The sequence below is a fragment of the Verrucomicrobiia bacterium genome (assembly GCA_019634625.1).
Lineage (GTDB): Bacteria > Verrucomicrobiota > Verrucomicrobiia > Limisphaerales > CAIMTB01 > CAIMTB01.
In genome coordinates, this window is the sequence record JAHCBA010000014.1 from 133879 (window position 1) to 150524 (window position 16646).

Below are 16646 nucleotides of genomic sequence, written 5' to 3' on the forward strand. Positions count from 1 at the left end.
CTGCCCCGTCCATCGGCCATGCATCTGCCATGCCCCCTTCCATAAACGGGAACCCCGCGTAGAGCAATGCCGCCGCTGTAACCAAAAACATTGCCGCCCCGCCCCGCGCCCCTGCTACCCTTCATCAGTGTTTTCACACGTGGACACCCGGAACCCCGGCGCCGTGCTGGACGTCTGCGAAAGCGCCTGGAGGATCATCGGCGGAAACCACCCGCCGCCAGTTCTGGGCCGCGTCTTCGCCTGGGTGCAACGTGCCTTCGCCGGTCACCACCCGGACTTCGAACCCCTCGACACCCGCTACCACGACTTCGAACACACCCTCCAGGGCACCGTCTGCCTCGCCCAACTCCTCCTCGGTTGGCACCACGCCCCGGGTCAACCGCCCCTCCCCGACCGGGCCCTCCTCCTCGGCTTCGTCGCCGTCCTCCTCCACGACACCGGATACCTGAAGCCCCGCGGCGATCGCGTCGGAACCGGCGCCAAATTCACCCCCGTCCATGTCCGGCGCAGCGCCGACCTGGCCGCCCGGGTCCTGCGCGCCGAATGCCTCCCCGAACCCGACATCGCCGCCGCGCAACTCATGATCCTTTGCACCGCGTTCGATGCCCGCGTGGCCGGCCTCCCGTTCAAGAATGCCCTCGACCGAAGAATCGGTTGCGCCCTCGCCTCCGCCGATCTCCTCGGCCAGATGGCCGCACCCGATTACGTGGACAAACTCCCCGCCCTTCATGCCGAGTTCGCCGAGGTCTCCCCCGACGATCCCGCACCCCATCCGGCCGTGTCCTTTCCCACCGCCGCAGATCTCATCCGCAATACCCCGGCCTTCTGGACCTCCTATGCCCTGCCCAGGCTCGAAACCGAGTACGAGGGGGTCTATCGCTTCCTCAACGATCCCTGGCCCTCCGGACCCAATCCCTACCTCCTGGGCGTCGAAGCCAATCTCCAGCGTATCCGCAACCTCCTGCCCGTCACCCCGGCCCCGGCCCCGGCTAGGCCGCCGGATCGCTCCCGTCCCCCGTCGGGCGCGATCCCTCGATCTCACGCAAAAGAAAGCAGATGAGATACCTCAGCCGCGTCTCCACATCCACCGTCTCCAACATCACCTGCCGCTGACGCGGATCGGTCAGCAGGGTGCAGGATACCAGATCCGCCAGCACACTCGCGTCCGATATCTCCGTCAGCGACTCCAGCACCTGATCCACCGACGGCGCATCCCCCGGCGCCCCAGCCGCCTCCCCCAGAAACTTCAGCGGCGCCGGCAGCCCCTGCCGGAAGCGTTCCCCCACCAACTCCCGCACCTTCACGCTCAACGCATCCACCCGCGCCGAATCCGCCTGCGCCACCACCATCGCCTGGATCGCCTGCACCCGGTACGGACGGTACCGGACCACCCGCCCAAGCGTCACCCGGGCCACCCCCTGCAGGATCAGGTTCGAGGTCCCGTCCGAATTCTCGACCGATGCCCGGATCAGCCCGATCCCCGCCACCCGCGCCGGAGACTCGCCCTTCGCATCCGGGCGTTGCATGGCCACGCAGAACATCCGATGCGATTCCAAGGCGTCCCGCAGCATCCGGCGGTAACGCGGCTCGAAGATGAACAAGGGAAGCACCGCCTGCGGGAACAAATTGACGCTCGGCAGAATCATCACCCCGACGGACTTCGGAAGATCCATGTGTGCCCCACGTTAGAATCCCACCCGCGCTTTGCAAGCCGACGCACAGGCCCACCCTTCCCCCGGTGCATCCCCAAGTTGTCGGTAACGAGCCAGCGAACCGGAGGGACGTGCTCCGCGAGTCCTCAACCCAACGCGCCACACCGTTGCGGCCTCGTGGAACTCGGCCCTCCGAAGCGCCGTTGGGCGAAGTCCGCACCTCTACCGACAACTCCGGGATGCACTGCCTTCCCCCGTGAGATTGCCAAACCCCCTGCCCACACCCAGAGTACCCCTTCATGAAGGCGTTCACGACGATCCTTCTGCTCGTCGTCGGGACCCTGGTCTGGGCCCTGTACGCTCTCCACTCGGCCCGTCACCAGCGGGGCGCCCAGCAGCAGAGCAACGAAGTCGTCATCTTCGACTTCTCCAATCGCTGGCATACCACCCGCCGCTCCCTCGACGAACAGCGCCTCCTCAATCACAGCCTTCGAACCAACCTCGCCCAACGCCTCCAGCAACTGGACGCCCTCCGCCGGGAACTCGCCGATCTTCACTCCGACATCGCCCGCTCCCGCGCCGAATCCCGTACCGCCCAGACCGAAATCGCCCGGCGTGACTCCCTCATCCAAACCCTGGAATCACGTATCGCCGAACTCACCCAAACCTCCACCGAACTCCAGGCCGCCATCCTGGAACTCGAGGAGCGAATCGCCGACGCCGAACGTCAACTCGCCGCCGCCGCCGCCAGCCGCCACTCCCTCCTCGATGATCTCGAATCCCTCCGGTCCGAAAAGGCCGGCCTCGAAAAGGAACTCCATGACGTCGCCCTCCTCCGCGATCAGGTCCGCGACCTGAGGCAGGAACTGACCATCGCCCGCCGCCTCGAATGGATCCGCCGCAGCCTCGACACCCCAGGCACAGGCGTCGGGTCCCTCGCCACCAACCCCGCACCCCCGCCGGAGCCCCACGCCCACTCCCCCACCCCCGACGTCGAGTCCGCCCGCTCCGGGGACGTCACCGTCATCGCCCCCACCCATTCCCCGGCCGAGCCCCAGTGAATGCCCCCTTCTCCTGGATCGATTCCCACGGACGTTCCCTCCAGGACCTCCGGGTCAGCGTCACCGACCGCTGCAATTTCCGCTGCCTCTACTGCCTCCCCGAAACCGAGGAGGCCGCCAATTTCTACCGCACCCGCTTCCCCGCCGCAGCCCGCCCCCTGCAACCCATCCTGCGCGAATGGAAACCCCGCGATCAGCTCCTCGACTTCGCTGAAATCGAGCGCGCCGTTCGCATCTTCGTCCGTCACGGAATCCGAAAGCTCCGCCTCACCGGCGGCGAACCCCTCCTCCGGGCCGACCTGCCCGTCCTCGTCGATCGCCTCGCCCGCATCCCCGGCATCGACGACCTCGCCCTCACCACCAACGGTTTCCACTTCGCCCGCCATGCCGCCCCCCTCCGCAAGGCCGGCCTCCGCCGTGTCAGCTTCAGCCTTGATTCCCTCGACCGCGCCAACTTCATCAAACTCACCGGACGCGACGGCCGCGACCAGGTCCTCGACGCCATCCGCCTCGCCCGCGACCTCGGCTTCGCCCCCATCAAGGTCAATGCCGTCGTCATCCGCGGTCTCAATGACCACGAGATCGAAGACCTCGCCGAGTTCGCCCGCCGCGAATCCCTCGCCCTCCGCTTCATCGAGTTCATGCCCCTCGACTCCGGCCGCGCCTGGCTCCGCGAACTCGTCGTCCCCGGTCGCGAAATCCTCGCCCGCCTCCAGCACCGCTTCCCGCTCCTTCCCGTCCAGCCCGGCCACCGCGCCGAAACCGCCCGCCGCTGGCGCTTCGCCGATGCCCCCGCCGAAATTGGCATCATCGCCCCCGTCACCGAACCCTTCTGCGGCCACTGCAACCGCATCCGCCTCACCGCCGACGGCCAGATCCGTACCTGCCTCTTCAGCATCGTGGAACATGACCTCAAACGCCTCCTCCGGGGGGGCGACGACGACGATGCCGTCGCCGCCTGGATCCGTCGCGTCGCCCTGGCCAAGGAGGATCGACATCACATCGGCGAACCCGGCTTCGAACAGCCCCAGCGCCCCATGAGCTGCATCGGAGGCTGATCCCGCCCCTCCCCTTGACGTCCCTCCAACGCTCCCCCCTTACTTTCCCCGCCATGCCGACGTACCAGTACGAATGCGCCAAGTGCGGCGAAGTGCTCGAGATCTTCCAGTCCATGAAGGACAACGCCCTCGAAGTCTGCCCCAAGGACAAATGCGCCCAGGCCCGTTGGGGACGCGGCAGGATCCGCCGCCAGGTGGGCGCCGGAGCCGGCCTCATCTTCAAGGGATCCGGCTTCTACATCACCGACTACCGCAGCGAAGGCTACAAGTCCGCTGCCAAAAAGGAGTCCGAATCCGCCAAGCCCGCCGCCGAAACCAAAAAGGCCGACGCTTCCCCGGCTTCCACCCCCGCCCCCAAACCCGCCCCCAAGACCCCCGCCGCCTCCGCCTGACGTGCCCACGGACCCCACCTGCCCCGAGCCCGGCCGGGTTCCCCGGACCCGGCCGCCTTTCCGGCGCCTCCTGGCTCACCTCGGCGCTTTCCTTGTCCCCTGGATCGCTGCCGCCGCGGACTTCCCCGACACCCACACCGCCATCAGCCGTTCCGGTCAGTTCGTCGTGTCCGGCCCCCGCACCCCCCAACCCACAGCCCTCTCCCCGTCCACCCCTTCAGACTCATTCCGCGAACTCCAGGCCCCGACCCTCGCCGTCTCCTGTGAGCGCGTGAAGTCCGAGTTCCTCCGCCTCCTTCAACTGCCCGATCTGTGGCGCGCCAGCGGCGGCCAGGCCGGAAAGATCCTCGTCGGAATCGACCCGCTCCGCTCCACCAACGCCCCCCTCACCGTCCAGGTCACCCCCTTCAAACCCGGCTGGCAGTTCCTCATCGCGCTCCCGTCCCGCACCACCGAAGACCGCCTCGTCCGAATCCTCGTCCAGGCCCTCGTCCTGGAACTGGCCAACCGCTCCAGCCCGTCCCGGGTCGCCGAAGCCCCGCTCTGGCTCGTCGAAGGCCTCACCCAGTCCGTCCTCCGCAGTGCCCCGAAAAACCTCGTCCTCCAACCCCACTCCCGCACCGATGCCAGCTTCCTCATGAGCGGTCGGCTCGACCACGTCCGCGATCAACTCGCCCGCCACCCCCCCCTCTCGTTTCACCAACTCTCACAGCCAGACCTCGACCGCATGGACGAACGCCAGTGGGATCTCTACGCCGCCTGCGCTCATCTCCTCGTCCGCGAACTCTCCCACCTGCCCCAGGGTCCCCACCGCCTCACCGACTGGATCGCCCGCCTTCCAGACCACTGGAACTGGCAGTCCGGCTTCCTCGAGGTCTATCGCCCCGAGTTCCACAGCCTCCTCGACGTCGAAAAATGGTGGTCCCTCTCCCTCGCCCTCTTCACCGGCCGCAATGCCGCCCAGGCCTGGTCCCGCGAATTCACCCTCCGTAAACTCGACGAAGCCCTCCATCCCGTCGGCCTCCTCCCCGGCGCCGGCAACCAGGTCAGCCGTGTCCCCCTCGAAACCATCGTGCGCGACTGGGACTTCCCCCGGCAATCCCAGGTCCTCCGCCGCTTCCTTCAGCAGATCCACGCCGTCCGTCTTCACGCCCCGCCCGATATCGCCCCCCTCATCTTTCGCTACTCCGACGCCGTCGAGGAATACCTCGCCGCCCGTCGCCAGGCCGGCTTCGCTCCCGCCTCCCGCGGCCAGCCGATCCTCAGCACCCGCATCCTTGTCCGCGATGCCGTCAGCCGCCTGCGCGAACTCGATGGCGAACGCGCCCGCCTCGCCCAACTCCCCGAATCCCCGTCGCCTCAGCACGCCCCGCCTCCTTGACACCCCGGCCGCCCCGCACGAATAGTGGCCCCTCATGTCTGTCGCTTCGCCTCGGGTTTCCGCGGAAGAGCCCCCTCCAGCCTCCTGCTCCACGCCCGGTTCCGCCTCCAGGATCCCCCTCGCGGCCAACCGCCTCACCGCCTTCCAATCCCACGGTCGCGGACCCTGGACCCACATCCCGGACCGCGACTGGAACGACTGGCGATGGCAGCTCAAGAACCGCATCACCGACCTCGACCGCCTCGAGTCCCTCCTCCCCGGACTCACCCCTTCCGAACGGGCCGGCGCCATCCTCGCCCGCACCAGGCTGGCCATGGCCATCACGCCCTACTTCTTCAACCTCATCGACCCCGACCATCCCGACTGCCCCATCCGCCGCCAGGTCGTCCCCCGCCTCGAAGAAACCACCCGCGCCTCCTGGGAACTCGCCGACCCCTGCGGGGAAGACGCCCACTCCCCCGTTCCCGGTCTCGTCCATCGCTACCCCGACCGCGTCCTCTTCCTCGTCACCGACCGCTGCGCCGCCTACTGCCGCTACTGCACCCGCTCCCGCCTGGTGAGCAACGCCGCCGGCTACGATTTCCATCCCGATTTCGACCGCCAGATCGACTACATCGCCCAACACCCCGAAATCCGCGATGTCCTCCTCAGCGGCGGCGATCCCCTCCTCCTCTCCGACGACAAACTCGAATCCCTCCTCGCCCGCCTCCGCGCCATCCCCCACCTCGAATTCCTCCGCCTCGGCACCCGTATCCCCGTCTTCCTCCCCCAGCGCATCACCCCGGAGCTCACCGCCATGCTCCGCCGCTTCCATCCCCTCTTCATCAGCATCCATTCCAATCACCCCGCCGAACTCACCCTCGAAGTCCGCGAAGCCCTCGCCCGCCTCGCCGATGCCGGCATCCCCCTCGGCAACCAGTCCGTCCTCCTCCGCCACGTCAACGACTCCCTCCCCGTCATGAAGGCGCACCTGCACAAACTCCTCATGTGCCGCGTCCGCCCCTACTACCTCTACCAGTGCGACCTCATCGAAGGTTCCTCCCACCTCCGTGCCAGCGTCCGTCGCGGCATCGAGATCATGCAGGGCCTCCGCGGTCACACCTCCGGCTACGCAATCCCCCAGTTCGTCATCGATGCCCCCGGCGGTGGCGGCAAAGTCCCCATCAATCCCGACTACATCCTCAGCCACAACCGCGACCGCATCGTCATCCGCAACTTCGAAGGCCGCGTCTTCGAATACCCCGAGTCCCCCGACGGCTCCCCCATCCCACCCCAGTCCCATCCCGCCACCGTCCCGTCCCCCATCCACGCGGATCCGGTGGCGGACCTCGCCCGCTGACCCTCCCCGCCGGGGTCTTCGCCCGCGTCGCATCCGCCCCCGCTCCCCTTCATCCCCCACCCGCCCTCCTGCCGTCCCCTCCCGGCTTCTGACCCCCGCCTGTCCCCATGCCCCGCGAATCCCTCGCCGCAAGGCGCTCGCGCACCCTCGCCCTCATCGAACGCCTCCGCTCCACCTACCCCGACGCCCATTGCGAACTCGACTACTCCAATCCCCTCGAACTCCTCGTCGCCACCATCCTCTCCGCCCAGTGCTCCGATAAACAGGTCAACCTCGTCACCGCCGAGCTCTTCCGTCGCTACCGCTCCGCCGCCGACTACGCCGCCGCGCCCCTCCCCGATCTCGAAAACGCCCTCCGCCGCCTCGGCCTCTTCCGCAACAAGGCCCGCCATATCCAGGCCGCCTGCCAGGCCCTCGTGAACCATCACGACGGCCGCGTCCCCGATTCCATGGACGCCCTCGTCCGTCTCGACGGCGTCGGACGCAAAACCGCCAACGTCGTCCTTGGCAACGCCTTCCACCAAGCCTCCGGAATCGTCGTCGATACCCACGTCGCCCGTCTCGCCCGCCGCCTCTCCCTCTCCAACGCCTCCCAACCCGAAGCCATCGAGCACGACCTCTCCGCCCTCGTGCCCCGCCAGCACTGGATCCTCTTCAGCCACTGGCTCATCTGGCACGGACGCCGCCGCTGCGCCGCCCGCCGCCCCGACTGCCCCCGCTGCGAACTCGCCGACCTGTGTCCCTCAAGCACCGGGCCCACGCCGGACCGCCCCCCCCCGCGACCGGACAGGACGGACTGAGGACGGACTGAACCCGACGGACACCCATGCCCCGTTGCCTCGCCATCGCAGCCAACGCCTTCCCCCTCTGGGTTCTGCTGGGAGGACTCCTCGCACTCTGGCACCCGCCCTGGTTCGTCTGGTTCCGGCCCTTCATCGTCCCCGGACTGGCCGTCATCATGCTCGGCATGGGCCTCACCCTCCGTGTGTCCGACTTCCGTCGCGCCCTGCGCATGCCCCGCACTGTGGCGGTGGGGCTTGCCGCTCAGTTCACCGTCATGCCCCTCCTCGGCTGGACCCTCGCCCACACCCTGCAACTCGAGCGCGACTTTGCCGTCGGCCTCATTCTCGTTGCCTGCTGCCCCGGCGGCACCGCCTCCAACGTCGTCACCTACCTCGCCCGGGCCAATGTCGCCCTCTCCGTCCTCATGACCATGGCCTCGACCTTCGGCGCCATCCTCATGACCCCCCTCCTCACCCGGTCCCTCGCCGGCACCCTCGTCCCCGTCCCGGCCCTCAAGCTCTTCCTCGACACCGTCCAGGTCGTCCTCCTCCCCGTCCTCGCCGGCATCGCCCTCCATCACCGGTTCCCCCGTCTCACCCGCGCCGTCCTTCCCGCCGCCCCCATCGTCTCCGTCCTCACCATTGCCATGATCTGCGCTGCCATCATCGGATTGAACGCCGGATCCCTCCGAAACAGCGGCGGCCGCCTCCTGCTCGCCGTCTCCCTCCTCCACGCCGGCGGCTTCGCCCTCGGTTACGTGGTCGGACGCCTCGCCCGGTACGACACCCTCGTCCGGCGCACCCTCTCCATCGAGGTGGGCATGCAGAACTCCGGACTCGGCGTCGTGCTCGCCGATAATTTCCGCAACCCGGTCACCGGCATCGCCCTCGCTGCAGTGCCTTGCGCCATCTCCGCCACCGTCCATTCCGTCCTCGGCAGCCTTCTCGCCGGCCTCTGGCGCCTGCGCCCTCCGCCCAGACCCCCCGCCTGAACCCAAGTCCTTCTCTCCACCCAAGCCGTAGCGAGGAACGCGACGCCCTCGCCAATTCTCGCGTCAACAGTACAATGCCTGCCTTGTTATTTGTTTTATAGGAGAGTCCAGTCAACAATATTTATCCTGACTTATTGGCGGATCAGTCAACGAAGTTGTGCCTGACGATTTACCTCATTAGATCGGTCAACAAAGTTCTGCCTGACCGTTTGTCTGATCGAGTCAAAGAAGTACTGCCTGACTCTCTATTTCTTTCCCTCTTGCCGCCATGTGCCCGTGTCCGCTTCCTTCCCCCGGTCGCTTCGGCTCAATCTCCTCCGTACCGATCGAGACGCGCTGATTCCCACGGGAATCGCATTTCGCCTCTTTCGGGATTGCGTTGGGAGCCGGCTACCGGCTACCAACTCGCCATCCTCAAGGAGAGTTCCGCACGCGTCTGCGACCCAGCGCCCATTTGCCCATTTGCCCGTTTGCCCGCCTCCACCTCATCCCGGCCATCCCCCCCTCCGGTTGCCCCACCCATGAGCTACCTTGCCGCCGTCCGTCTGCACTTCGCCGGCCGTTTCCAAGCCAGCGTGTCCACCGTCAACAACGACATCACTCATTTCGACAACGCGAAATTCCTGCCCGAGTTCCAGCAACGGCAGACGTCCGGACACCCCAACGGTTGGTGGAATCCCCGCGGTGACGGCGCCTGGCGCCTCCTCGCCTGCCCCGTCACTTCTGCCTTTCTCGCGGACGGCTCACCCGTGCCCTCCGACGATCCCGTACGCACCGCCCTGGTCACGGATTCCGACCGCAAGGTGACCGCCAAACTGGCCGATCTCGATCCCCAACAGCAACTGGTCTCGATGATCTTCGGCCTCGAGATCCGCCTCGCCAACGCGGCGGGCCAAACCCTCCTTCGCGGCCGCTTCCGGCCCGCTCCCTTCACCGATATCTGGGGCCGCCTCCAGGGCGATGCCCAAAGCGACGCCAACGCAGGCGCCATGTGGCAGTCGGTCATCGAAGACCTCGAATGGGCGGACGCCTCGCCTTCACCCTTCCTCGATGCGCTCCGCGCCGCTTCGCCCGACGGTCTCCTCTCCATCAAGTTCAACGTGGACCGCTATTCCATGGACTGGAACGGCGACGAATTCTGTCGCGGTCGCATCGTCGGCACCCTCGGCCCGGCGTCCCGCTCGGAACCCGCCCACTTCGTTCCCGGACGACCGCTCATGCCGGTCATCCCGCCCACGTCCGGCTTTCCCGTCCCCGCCCACGGGATCTATCAGGCGGTCGCCGTAGTCGATGCGGCGGCGGGCAGGATCCGCCTCGACCTCGGCAATGCCCTGCCCTCCACCGCCGCCGGCAACACCCTGTTCGATCTCGGCGAACTCTCCCTCGCCTGGCCCATCCCAGGTTCCGATCCGTCCCCGGCATGGCATGTCCTCGACTCCATCCCCTATCGCGATGCGAACTGGTACGAAACCACCGCGGGCGTCGTGGACCTCCCCGCCGGTCGCCGCCTGACGGCCTCCGAACTCCAAACCCTCGCCTCCACGCCGATCTCGCTTCTGCTCCAACCCGCAAACGCCGCCCCCCTGGCCGCCGTCTCGGAACCGCCCCTTGGCGAATACGTGCGCGCCGATGCCTTCGTCGCCCGCCTCAGCCCCGGCGATCGCCACCCCGTCCTGCTCGTCGCCTCCCGCTACGGACATCCCCTCCCCCACGCCCGCATCGTCGCCTACTTCGATGCCACCTGGCTCCAGGCCGGCCCAGGCGAACCGGACGTCGCCACCCCGTCCGCCGCCCTCGAATTCCCGGCCCGCATCGAGACCGATGCCCGGGGACGTGCCTTCCTCGAACTCCGCGCCGCCAACCCCGGCAATCCCCGCGGCTACATCGATGGCCAGGTCTTCGGCGTCCGCTACGCCCTCGAATCCACCCTCCCCCCAGCCGTGGCGTACCCCTTCAACCCCGCCGACTTCATCAGCGTTCTGGTCTGGGACGACTTCCCACCCGAACCCCAACCCACCTGGTTCGGTGGCCTCGACGCCGTCTTCCGCCAATACGCCAATCTCTACCCGGTGATGGATCGCTTCCTCGACCTCGGAAACTACCGCCAGGTCTGTCGCTACCGGCCCCACCTCCTCCTCGCCTTCGGTCTCCCCGCCGACGATCCCAACGCCATGCCGGTCACCCGCGACCTCTCCCCCGCCAAACGCGACGCCATCCTCCGCTGGCTCTCCCAGCTCGGTCCCGACGGCCATCCCCTCCTCGGCACCCCCCCTGCCGCAGCCTCTCCACCCCCCGCCCCGCCCATCGCCCTCTCGGAAGTCCCTCACGCCATCCACACCGCTCACGCCACCCACGCCGGCACCGGTGGAAAACTCGCCGCCCTCCGCCGCCGACGCGGCCTCCATCCCGGCACCCACTCCCCTCCCCCATGATCCACATCGACCCCGCCGTCTTCCAGGTCGTCACCCGCCCCGACGGCCTCCACACCGCCCTCCAGGCCGCCATCCGGCTCGAACACGCCACCCTCCCCCCGTACCTCTATGCCCTCTACTCCCTCGATGCCGACCGCAACCCGGCCATCGCCGGCATCATCGCTTCCGTGGCGGTCGAGGAAATGCTCCACCTCTCCCTCGCCTGCAACATCCTCAACGCCCTCGGTGGTACACCCTCCCTCGATGACCCCGACTTCATCCCCACCTACCCGGGCCCCCTCCCCGGCTCCATCGGAGACGGACTGGTCGTCCCCCTCGAACCCTTCTCCCTCGCCCTCGTGAAAAACGTCTTCATGCAGATCGAGGAACCCGAGGAACCGCTCGAATTCCCCACCACCGCCCTCGCCGCCGCCGCGCCCCGCACGATCGGCGCCTTCTATCGCGCCATCCAGCAACGGATCCGTGCCGGAGGCGACGCCCTCTTCGCACCGCCCCCGCGAAACCAGGTGACCGAAGGACTGCCAGGTCTCATGGCCGTCACCAACGCCGCCTCCGCCATCGCCGCCATCGAACTGATCGTCGAGCAGGGCGAGGGTACCGCCACCTCACCCCTCGACCCGGAAGGCGACTACGCCCACTACTACCGCTTCGCCGAAATCTTCCACGGACGCCGGCTCCGTCCCAATCCCCAGGCCGGACCGGGCACCCCTCCGGATCAACGGTTCCTCTACGACGGAGACCCCGTCCCCTTCGATCCCGACGGCGTCCGCCCGGTCCCCGCCAACCCGAAAGCCGCCTCCTACCCCCCCGGCAGCGCCGCCCGCCACGCCTGCGACACCTTCAACTACACCTACACCAACCTCCTCAAATCACTCCACGCCACCTTCAACGGCCAGCCGCAATCCCTCCGCGCCGCCATCGGCCTCATGTTCTCCATGCGCCAGCAGGCCCTTGACCTGATGTCCGGCACCAACCTCGGCGGCACCGCCGTCGGCCCCTCCTTCGAGTACCAGCCCACGCTCCCGTCCTGATTCCCCTCCAACCTTCCCCGGCACCCCACCTCCACCCACCCCACCCTGCCTCCCATGTCCACCCCACGCCCCAGCCACCCGGCCAACCCTGTCCCACCTCCACCCCCTCCCCCGACCCTCGAGGACTGTGCCCTCGATCCGGAACGCGCCCTCCAGACCCTCTTCGTCAACACGGTCATGGGCCGGCGTCTCGCCGCCGGACAATGCCCCGTCCAGCGGCCCGTCTTCCTCAAACCCCACGGCGTTGCCCACGGGCGCTTCATCGTGGAACCCAAGCTTCCCGCCGACCTCCGCATCGGCGTCTTCGCCGGCCGCACCTATCCCGTCTGGGCCCGCTTCTCCAGCGATACCGTCCCCACCAATCCCGACCTCAGGACAACCTGCGGCATCGCCCTCAAACTCTTCGGCGTCCCCGGCCGAAAACTCCTGGAACCCGGCGCCAACACCCACGACTTCCTCCTCCAAAACCACGACGTCTTCTTCGTCGATACGGCGCGCGACATGTGTGAGTTCACCCATGCCGGCGTGGTCGGCGGCGACTACACCCCGTATCTCAAGGATCACCCCCGCACCGACCGCATCCTCGAGGACATGGCCCGTGAGGTGCCGTCCGTGGCCACCATCGACTACTGGAGCGTCCTTCCCTTCGCCTTCGGACCCGATCGCCACGTGAAGTACAAACTCGAGCCGATCCTCGATCCGGTTCCCGGATTCGCCTCCCCGCCGTCCTCCTCCCCGCCGCCGCCCCAAAACAACCTCTACCTCGACCTCAAGGACCGGCTGCTCCGCGGCGAAGTCGCCTTCCGCTTCCTGCTCCAGTTCCAAACCGATCCGGACCGCATGCCGCTCGACGCCGCCACCGTCCGCTGGAGCGAACACGAAAGCCGGCCCATCCCGGTCGCCACCCTCATCCTTGCCCGCCAGGACCTCGATGCCCCAGGGCAGGCCGACTACGGCGAAAACCTCGCCTACAACATCTGGCACGCCCTCCCGGAACACCGCCCCGCCGGCTCCATCGCCGCCGTTCGCAGATCGATCTACGCCGCCTCCGCCACCTGGCGCCGTTCCCGCAATGATGTCCCCGACCGCGAACCCCGCCAGCCCCGCCCCTTCTCGCCTCCCCCGCCCCCGGCCCACGAAACCATCGTGCGCGCCGCCATTCATCCCTCCATCGGCATCGCCCGCCTCGGCAACAGCCCCGATGGCTGGTTCATCGGCCCCGAAGTCCCCGAACCCGCCCCGGAACCCCCCGGCACCTGGCGGGACAGCTCCGGCGCCCTCAAACGCCAGGCCGCCCGCTTCCGGATCTACGGTTACAACGCCGCCGGCGAGGTCGTCGCCGAACTCACCGCCGCCAACGCCGCGATCGACTGGTGCGTCCACGTCGCCAATAAAAAGTCCGCCTGGTACCAGTTCCAGCTCGCCCTCGACATCCCCGAAGCCGCCCAGGCCGATCCCGCCCAGCGCCGGAACGCCGCCTTCGAAGGCCCCGACCGGCAGCAGTTCGTCATCGATCCCGGGCCCCGCTTTATTCACGGCACCCGCGCCGCCGGCAGCTACTACCGCTTCGATTCCGGCCGCTTCGTCGGCAAACCCGTGTACCTCGGCGAACTCCGTACCGACGACGCGGGACGCCTCCTCTTCCTCGGCGGTCACGGTGTCTCCGACTCCTTCGATGGCGCCATCGCCACCGGCTTCGCCAACAGCGACGGCTGGCACGACGACACGTCCGACGGCCCCGTCACCGCCACCGTGCTCCTCCACGGCCGCCCCATCCCCTGCGATCCGGCCTGGGTCGTCACCGCCCCGCCCAATTACGCGCCCGAACTCAAGAGCGTCCGCACCCTCCATGACCTCCTCCTCCAGGTCGCCATCGACAACCTCGCCATCAAGGCCCCACCCCCCGATCGCGAAGTCTCCTTCGCCAACGAGGTCCTTCCCATCCTCCAACGCCTCTGCGACCTCCAATGGGTCAACCGCGGCTTCGCCGCCCAGTTCGGCTGGGGCGCCCCCTTCCATTTCCTTCAACCCGATCTCCTCCGCCGCCTCGCCACCCCGCCCCGCCGCGTCGGCAACCGCCTGCACGACGAACATCGCGAGTGGCGCCGCCAGCTCTTCAATGCCTTCCGTCGCCCCGACACCCCCTCCTTCCGCCGAGCCGATTCCCTCAATGGGTCGCCCCAGCCGTGGCCCTGGGTCTATGGCGATGCCATGAATGTCCCCTACACCAGCTCCCCCCGGCAAAACACCTCCCTCACCGACACCCAGATGAAGGTCCTCCAGGCGTGGGCCGAAGGACGATTCCACGACGATCTCCAAGGCCGTCGCCAGCTCCCGGGACGCCTCGATGACGTCCCGCTCCAGGACCAGCCCGCCGCCCTCGACCGGGCCAGCCTCGACTTCTGCCTCGCCGACGCCTTTCACCCCGGCTGCGAAATCACCTGGCCCATCCGCCATTTCTCCCTCTTCATGGCTCCCTTCCGCATCCGCCATCGTCCCGACGACCTCCCCGAACCCGATTACGGCCCGATCCTCACCGCCGACATCGCCCTCGCCGCCGATGGCCCCCTCCAGGCCCAGGGCCCCGGCGACCTAACCCGCTGGATGGCCGTCCCCTGGCAGACCGACACCGCCAGTTGCCGCTCCGGCTACGACGCCAAATACGACCCCTACGTCCCCACCTTCTGGGCCGCCCGCGTCCCCAACCAGGTCCTCACCGAGGAGGATTACCGCATTGTCATGGACAAGGCCCGCTCCCGCGCCGACCGCGACGACGCCTTCGCCACCCGCCACGCCTGGCTTCGCGACCTCAATCTCAACGCCTCCTACCTCGACCAGGTCAATCGCATGGTCGCCGTCTTCGGCGACCTCGGCGTCGTCGAACGCCGCCCCGGCCCCGGCGACGCCGGCTTCCCCGACCTCCTCTACGTCGAGTCCAAGGCCCCATCGTCCGATTCCACCGGCTCCTCCACCCGATCTTCCACAACCTCCCCGGCAACCCGCGCCGGGACCGCCCGAACACGCCGGACCGCCCCTTCCCGTCCCGAACCCCATACCGGCGCCTTCGGCGAGGTCATCGACAAGGTCCGCCGCCTCCGCCATCCCCCGTCCGAATCTCCTCCCGCTTCCAGGCCGTGACGTCCGTCGCAGGGCCCCCACCCCACGCCATCGTGGTCGGCGCCGGCATCGCCGGCTGCGCCGCCGCCATCTCCCTCGCCCATCAGCAGATCCCCACCACCCTCGTCGCCGCACCCCCTCCCCCCCATCCCCCGATCGGTGAAACCCTCCCCGCCGCCGCCCGCCCCCTCCTCCGCGACCTCGGCGCCTGGACCGCCTTCGCCCGCGCCCCTCATCGCCCCGCCCCAGGCACCGTGTCGGTCTGGGCCAGCGCCGATCCCGTCGCCATCGACGCCCTCCATGACCGCAACGGACCCGGCTGGCAGCTCGATCGCCGGCGCTTCGAAGCCGATCTCCTCGAAACCGCTCTCGCCGCCGGCGTCACCCTGCTCCCCGCCACCCTCGTCCGCCATGTCTCCCGCCGGCCCGACCTGACCTGGGAACTCCACACAGACCGGACCCCCTCCACCCTCCCTCTGCCACGGCTCCCAGCCCGGCTGCTCGTGGATGCCACCGGTCGCCGCGCCACCCCTGCCCGCGCCCTCGGCGCCCGGCGCCACACCGACGACCGCCTCGTCTGCGCCTATCTGCGGGTCCCTCCGCCCCCCGATGCCCCGCGTCCCGAAGCCGCCTCCCTCGATGCACGCACCTGGGTCGAATCCGTCCCCGACGGCTGGTGGTACACCGCCCTCCCTCCCGACGGACATCGCGTCGTCGCCTTCCTCACCGACGCCGATCTCATCGCCCCGCCGGACTCCCCGCCGGACTCCCCGCCGGTCACGCAGGCCTTTTTCGAAAAGCTGGAAGCCACACAACACCTCCGGCGCCTCGTACCGCCCCTCCGGGAACCCTCCCTTGCCGTCCCCCGCCTCACCTCTGCGGCCACCGCCCGGCTTTCGGCGTTTCACGGCAACGACTGGATCGCCGTTGGCGACGCCGCCCTCTCCTTCGACCCCCTCTCCTCCCAGGGCATGCTCACCGCCCTCTACACCGGACTGCGTGGCGGTCAGGCCCTTGCCGCCCATGCCCGCGGCGACCCCTCCGCCCTCACTGCCTACGCCGACCGGATCCACCGCATCCGCGACGCCTACCTCCGCCACCGGCACGACGCCTACCGCTCCGAACCCCGCTGGCCCACCGCCCCCTTCTGGTCCCGCCGCCAACCCTGATCCGCCCTCCTATTCGTCCCAACTCCCGTGCACATGCACGAAAATTAGGCTCATTTCCAACCTCCTCCGCTCCTTCCGAACTCCCCCCCCCACTTCCCCGCACACCCACACACCCCGCTCCAATCAACGCAATTCGCGTGCATATGCACTCAGTTCAGGGCTGTTTCTCAACCGCCCTCCCCCCCCTAGTCCTCTGCCGCCAACCCTGGCCTCTCCCGGAAGCGGATTCTAATCAACGTT

The 16646-nt window shown here is 68.4% G+C and carries 12 protein-coding genes; 11 read left to right on the forward strand and 1 reads right to left on the reverse strand.

Annotation, left to right across the window (positions count from 1 at the left end):
* The first annotated feature begins 127 nt into the window (after positions 1-127).
* The gene (locus KF833_10765; GenBank protein ID MBX3745777.1) at positions 128-1060 is read left to right on the forward strand and encodes a hypothetical protein; all 933 of its coding nucleotides are present in this window, start codon (positions 128-130) and stop codon (positions 1058-1060) included.
* On the opposite strand, the gene KF833_10770 is transcribed toward KF833_10765, so the two are convergent.
* The gene (locus KF833_10770) at positions 990-1673 is read right to left on the reverse strand and encodes an LON peptidase substrate-binding domain-containing protein (GenBank protein MBX3745778.1); all 684 of its coding nucleotides are present in this window, start codon (positions 1671-1673) and stop codon (positions 990-992) included. The genes KF833_10765 and KF833_10770 overlap by 71 nt on opposite strands.
* Positions 1674-2541: 868 nt before the next feature.
* Here KF833_10770 and moaA point away from each other — a divergent pair.
* The 10 genes from moaA to KF833_10820 all read left to right on the forward strand — a co-directional run bounded on the left by moaA (position 2542) and on the right by KF833_10820 (position 16406).
* The gene (gene moaA, locus KF833_10775) at positions 2542-3771 is read left to right on the forward strand and encodes a GTP 3',8-cyclase MoaA (protein ID MBX3745779.1); all 1230 of its coding nucleotides are present in this window, start codon (positions 2542-2544) and stop codon (positions 3769-3771) included.
* A 53-nt stretch (positions 3772-3824) separates the two neighbouring features.
* Complete coding sequence (locus KF833_10780; protein MBX3745780.1) at positions 3825-4163, forward strand: zinc ribbon domain-containing protein; 339 nt, start codon at positions 3825-3827, stop codon at positions 4161-4163.
* Position 4164: 1 nt separating this feature from the next.
* Positions 4165-5544, forward strand: coding sequence for a hypothetical protein (locus tag KF833_10785; GenBank protein ID MBX3745781.1), 1380 nt, complete (start codon positions 4165-4167; stop codon positions 5542-5544).
* 34 nt (positions 5545-5578) lie between these two features.
* The gene (locus tag KF833_10790) at positions 5579-6883 is read left to right on the forward strand and encodes a KamA family radical SAM protein (protein MBX3745782.1); all 1305 of its coding nucleotides are present in this window, start codon (positions 5579-5581) and stop codon (positions 6881-6883) included.
* Positions 6884-6990: 107 nt separating this feature from the next.
* A complete protein-coding gene (gene nth / locus KF833_10795) occupies positions 6991-7683 on the forward strand; it encodes an endonuclease III (GenBank protein ID MBX3745783.1) in 693 nt (230 codons plus the stop codon).
* A 26-nt stretch (positions 7684-7709) separates the two neighbouring features.
* Entirely contained in the window at positions 7710-8657 is a 948-nt protein-coding gene (locus KF833_10800; protein ID MBX3745784.1) for a bile acid:sodium symporter family protein, read from the forward strand.
* A gap of 521 nt (positions 8658-9178) precedes the next feature.
* A complete protein-coding gene (locus KF833_10805; protein ID MBX3745785.1) occupies positions 9179-11089 on the forward strand; it encodes a hypothetical protein in 1911 nt (636 codons plus the stop codon).
* Positions 11086-12120: a ferritin-like protein gene (locus KF833_10810; GenBank protein MBX3745786.1), complete on the forward strand. Its 1035-nt coding sequence runs from the start codon at positions 11086-11088 to the stop codon at positions 12118-12120. The genes KF833_10805 and KF833_10810 overlap by 4 nt, the downstream gene beginning before the upstream one ends.
* Before the next feature lie 840 nt (positions 12121-12960).
* On the forward strand, positions 12961-15258 hold the full coding sequence (locus KF833_10815; GenBank protein MBX3745787.1) for a LodA/GoxA family CTQ-dependent oxidase: 2298 nt from the start codon (positions 12961-12963) through the stop codon (positions 15256-15258).
* Complete coding sequence (locus KF833_10820) at positions 15255-16406, forward strand: hypothetical protein (protein MBX3745788.1); 1152 nt, start codon at positions 15255-15257, stop codon at positions 16404-16406. The genes KF833_10815 and KF833_10820 overlap by 4 nt, the downstream gene beginning before the upstream one ends.
* Positions 16407-16646 lie beyond the last annotated feature (240 nt).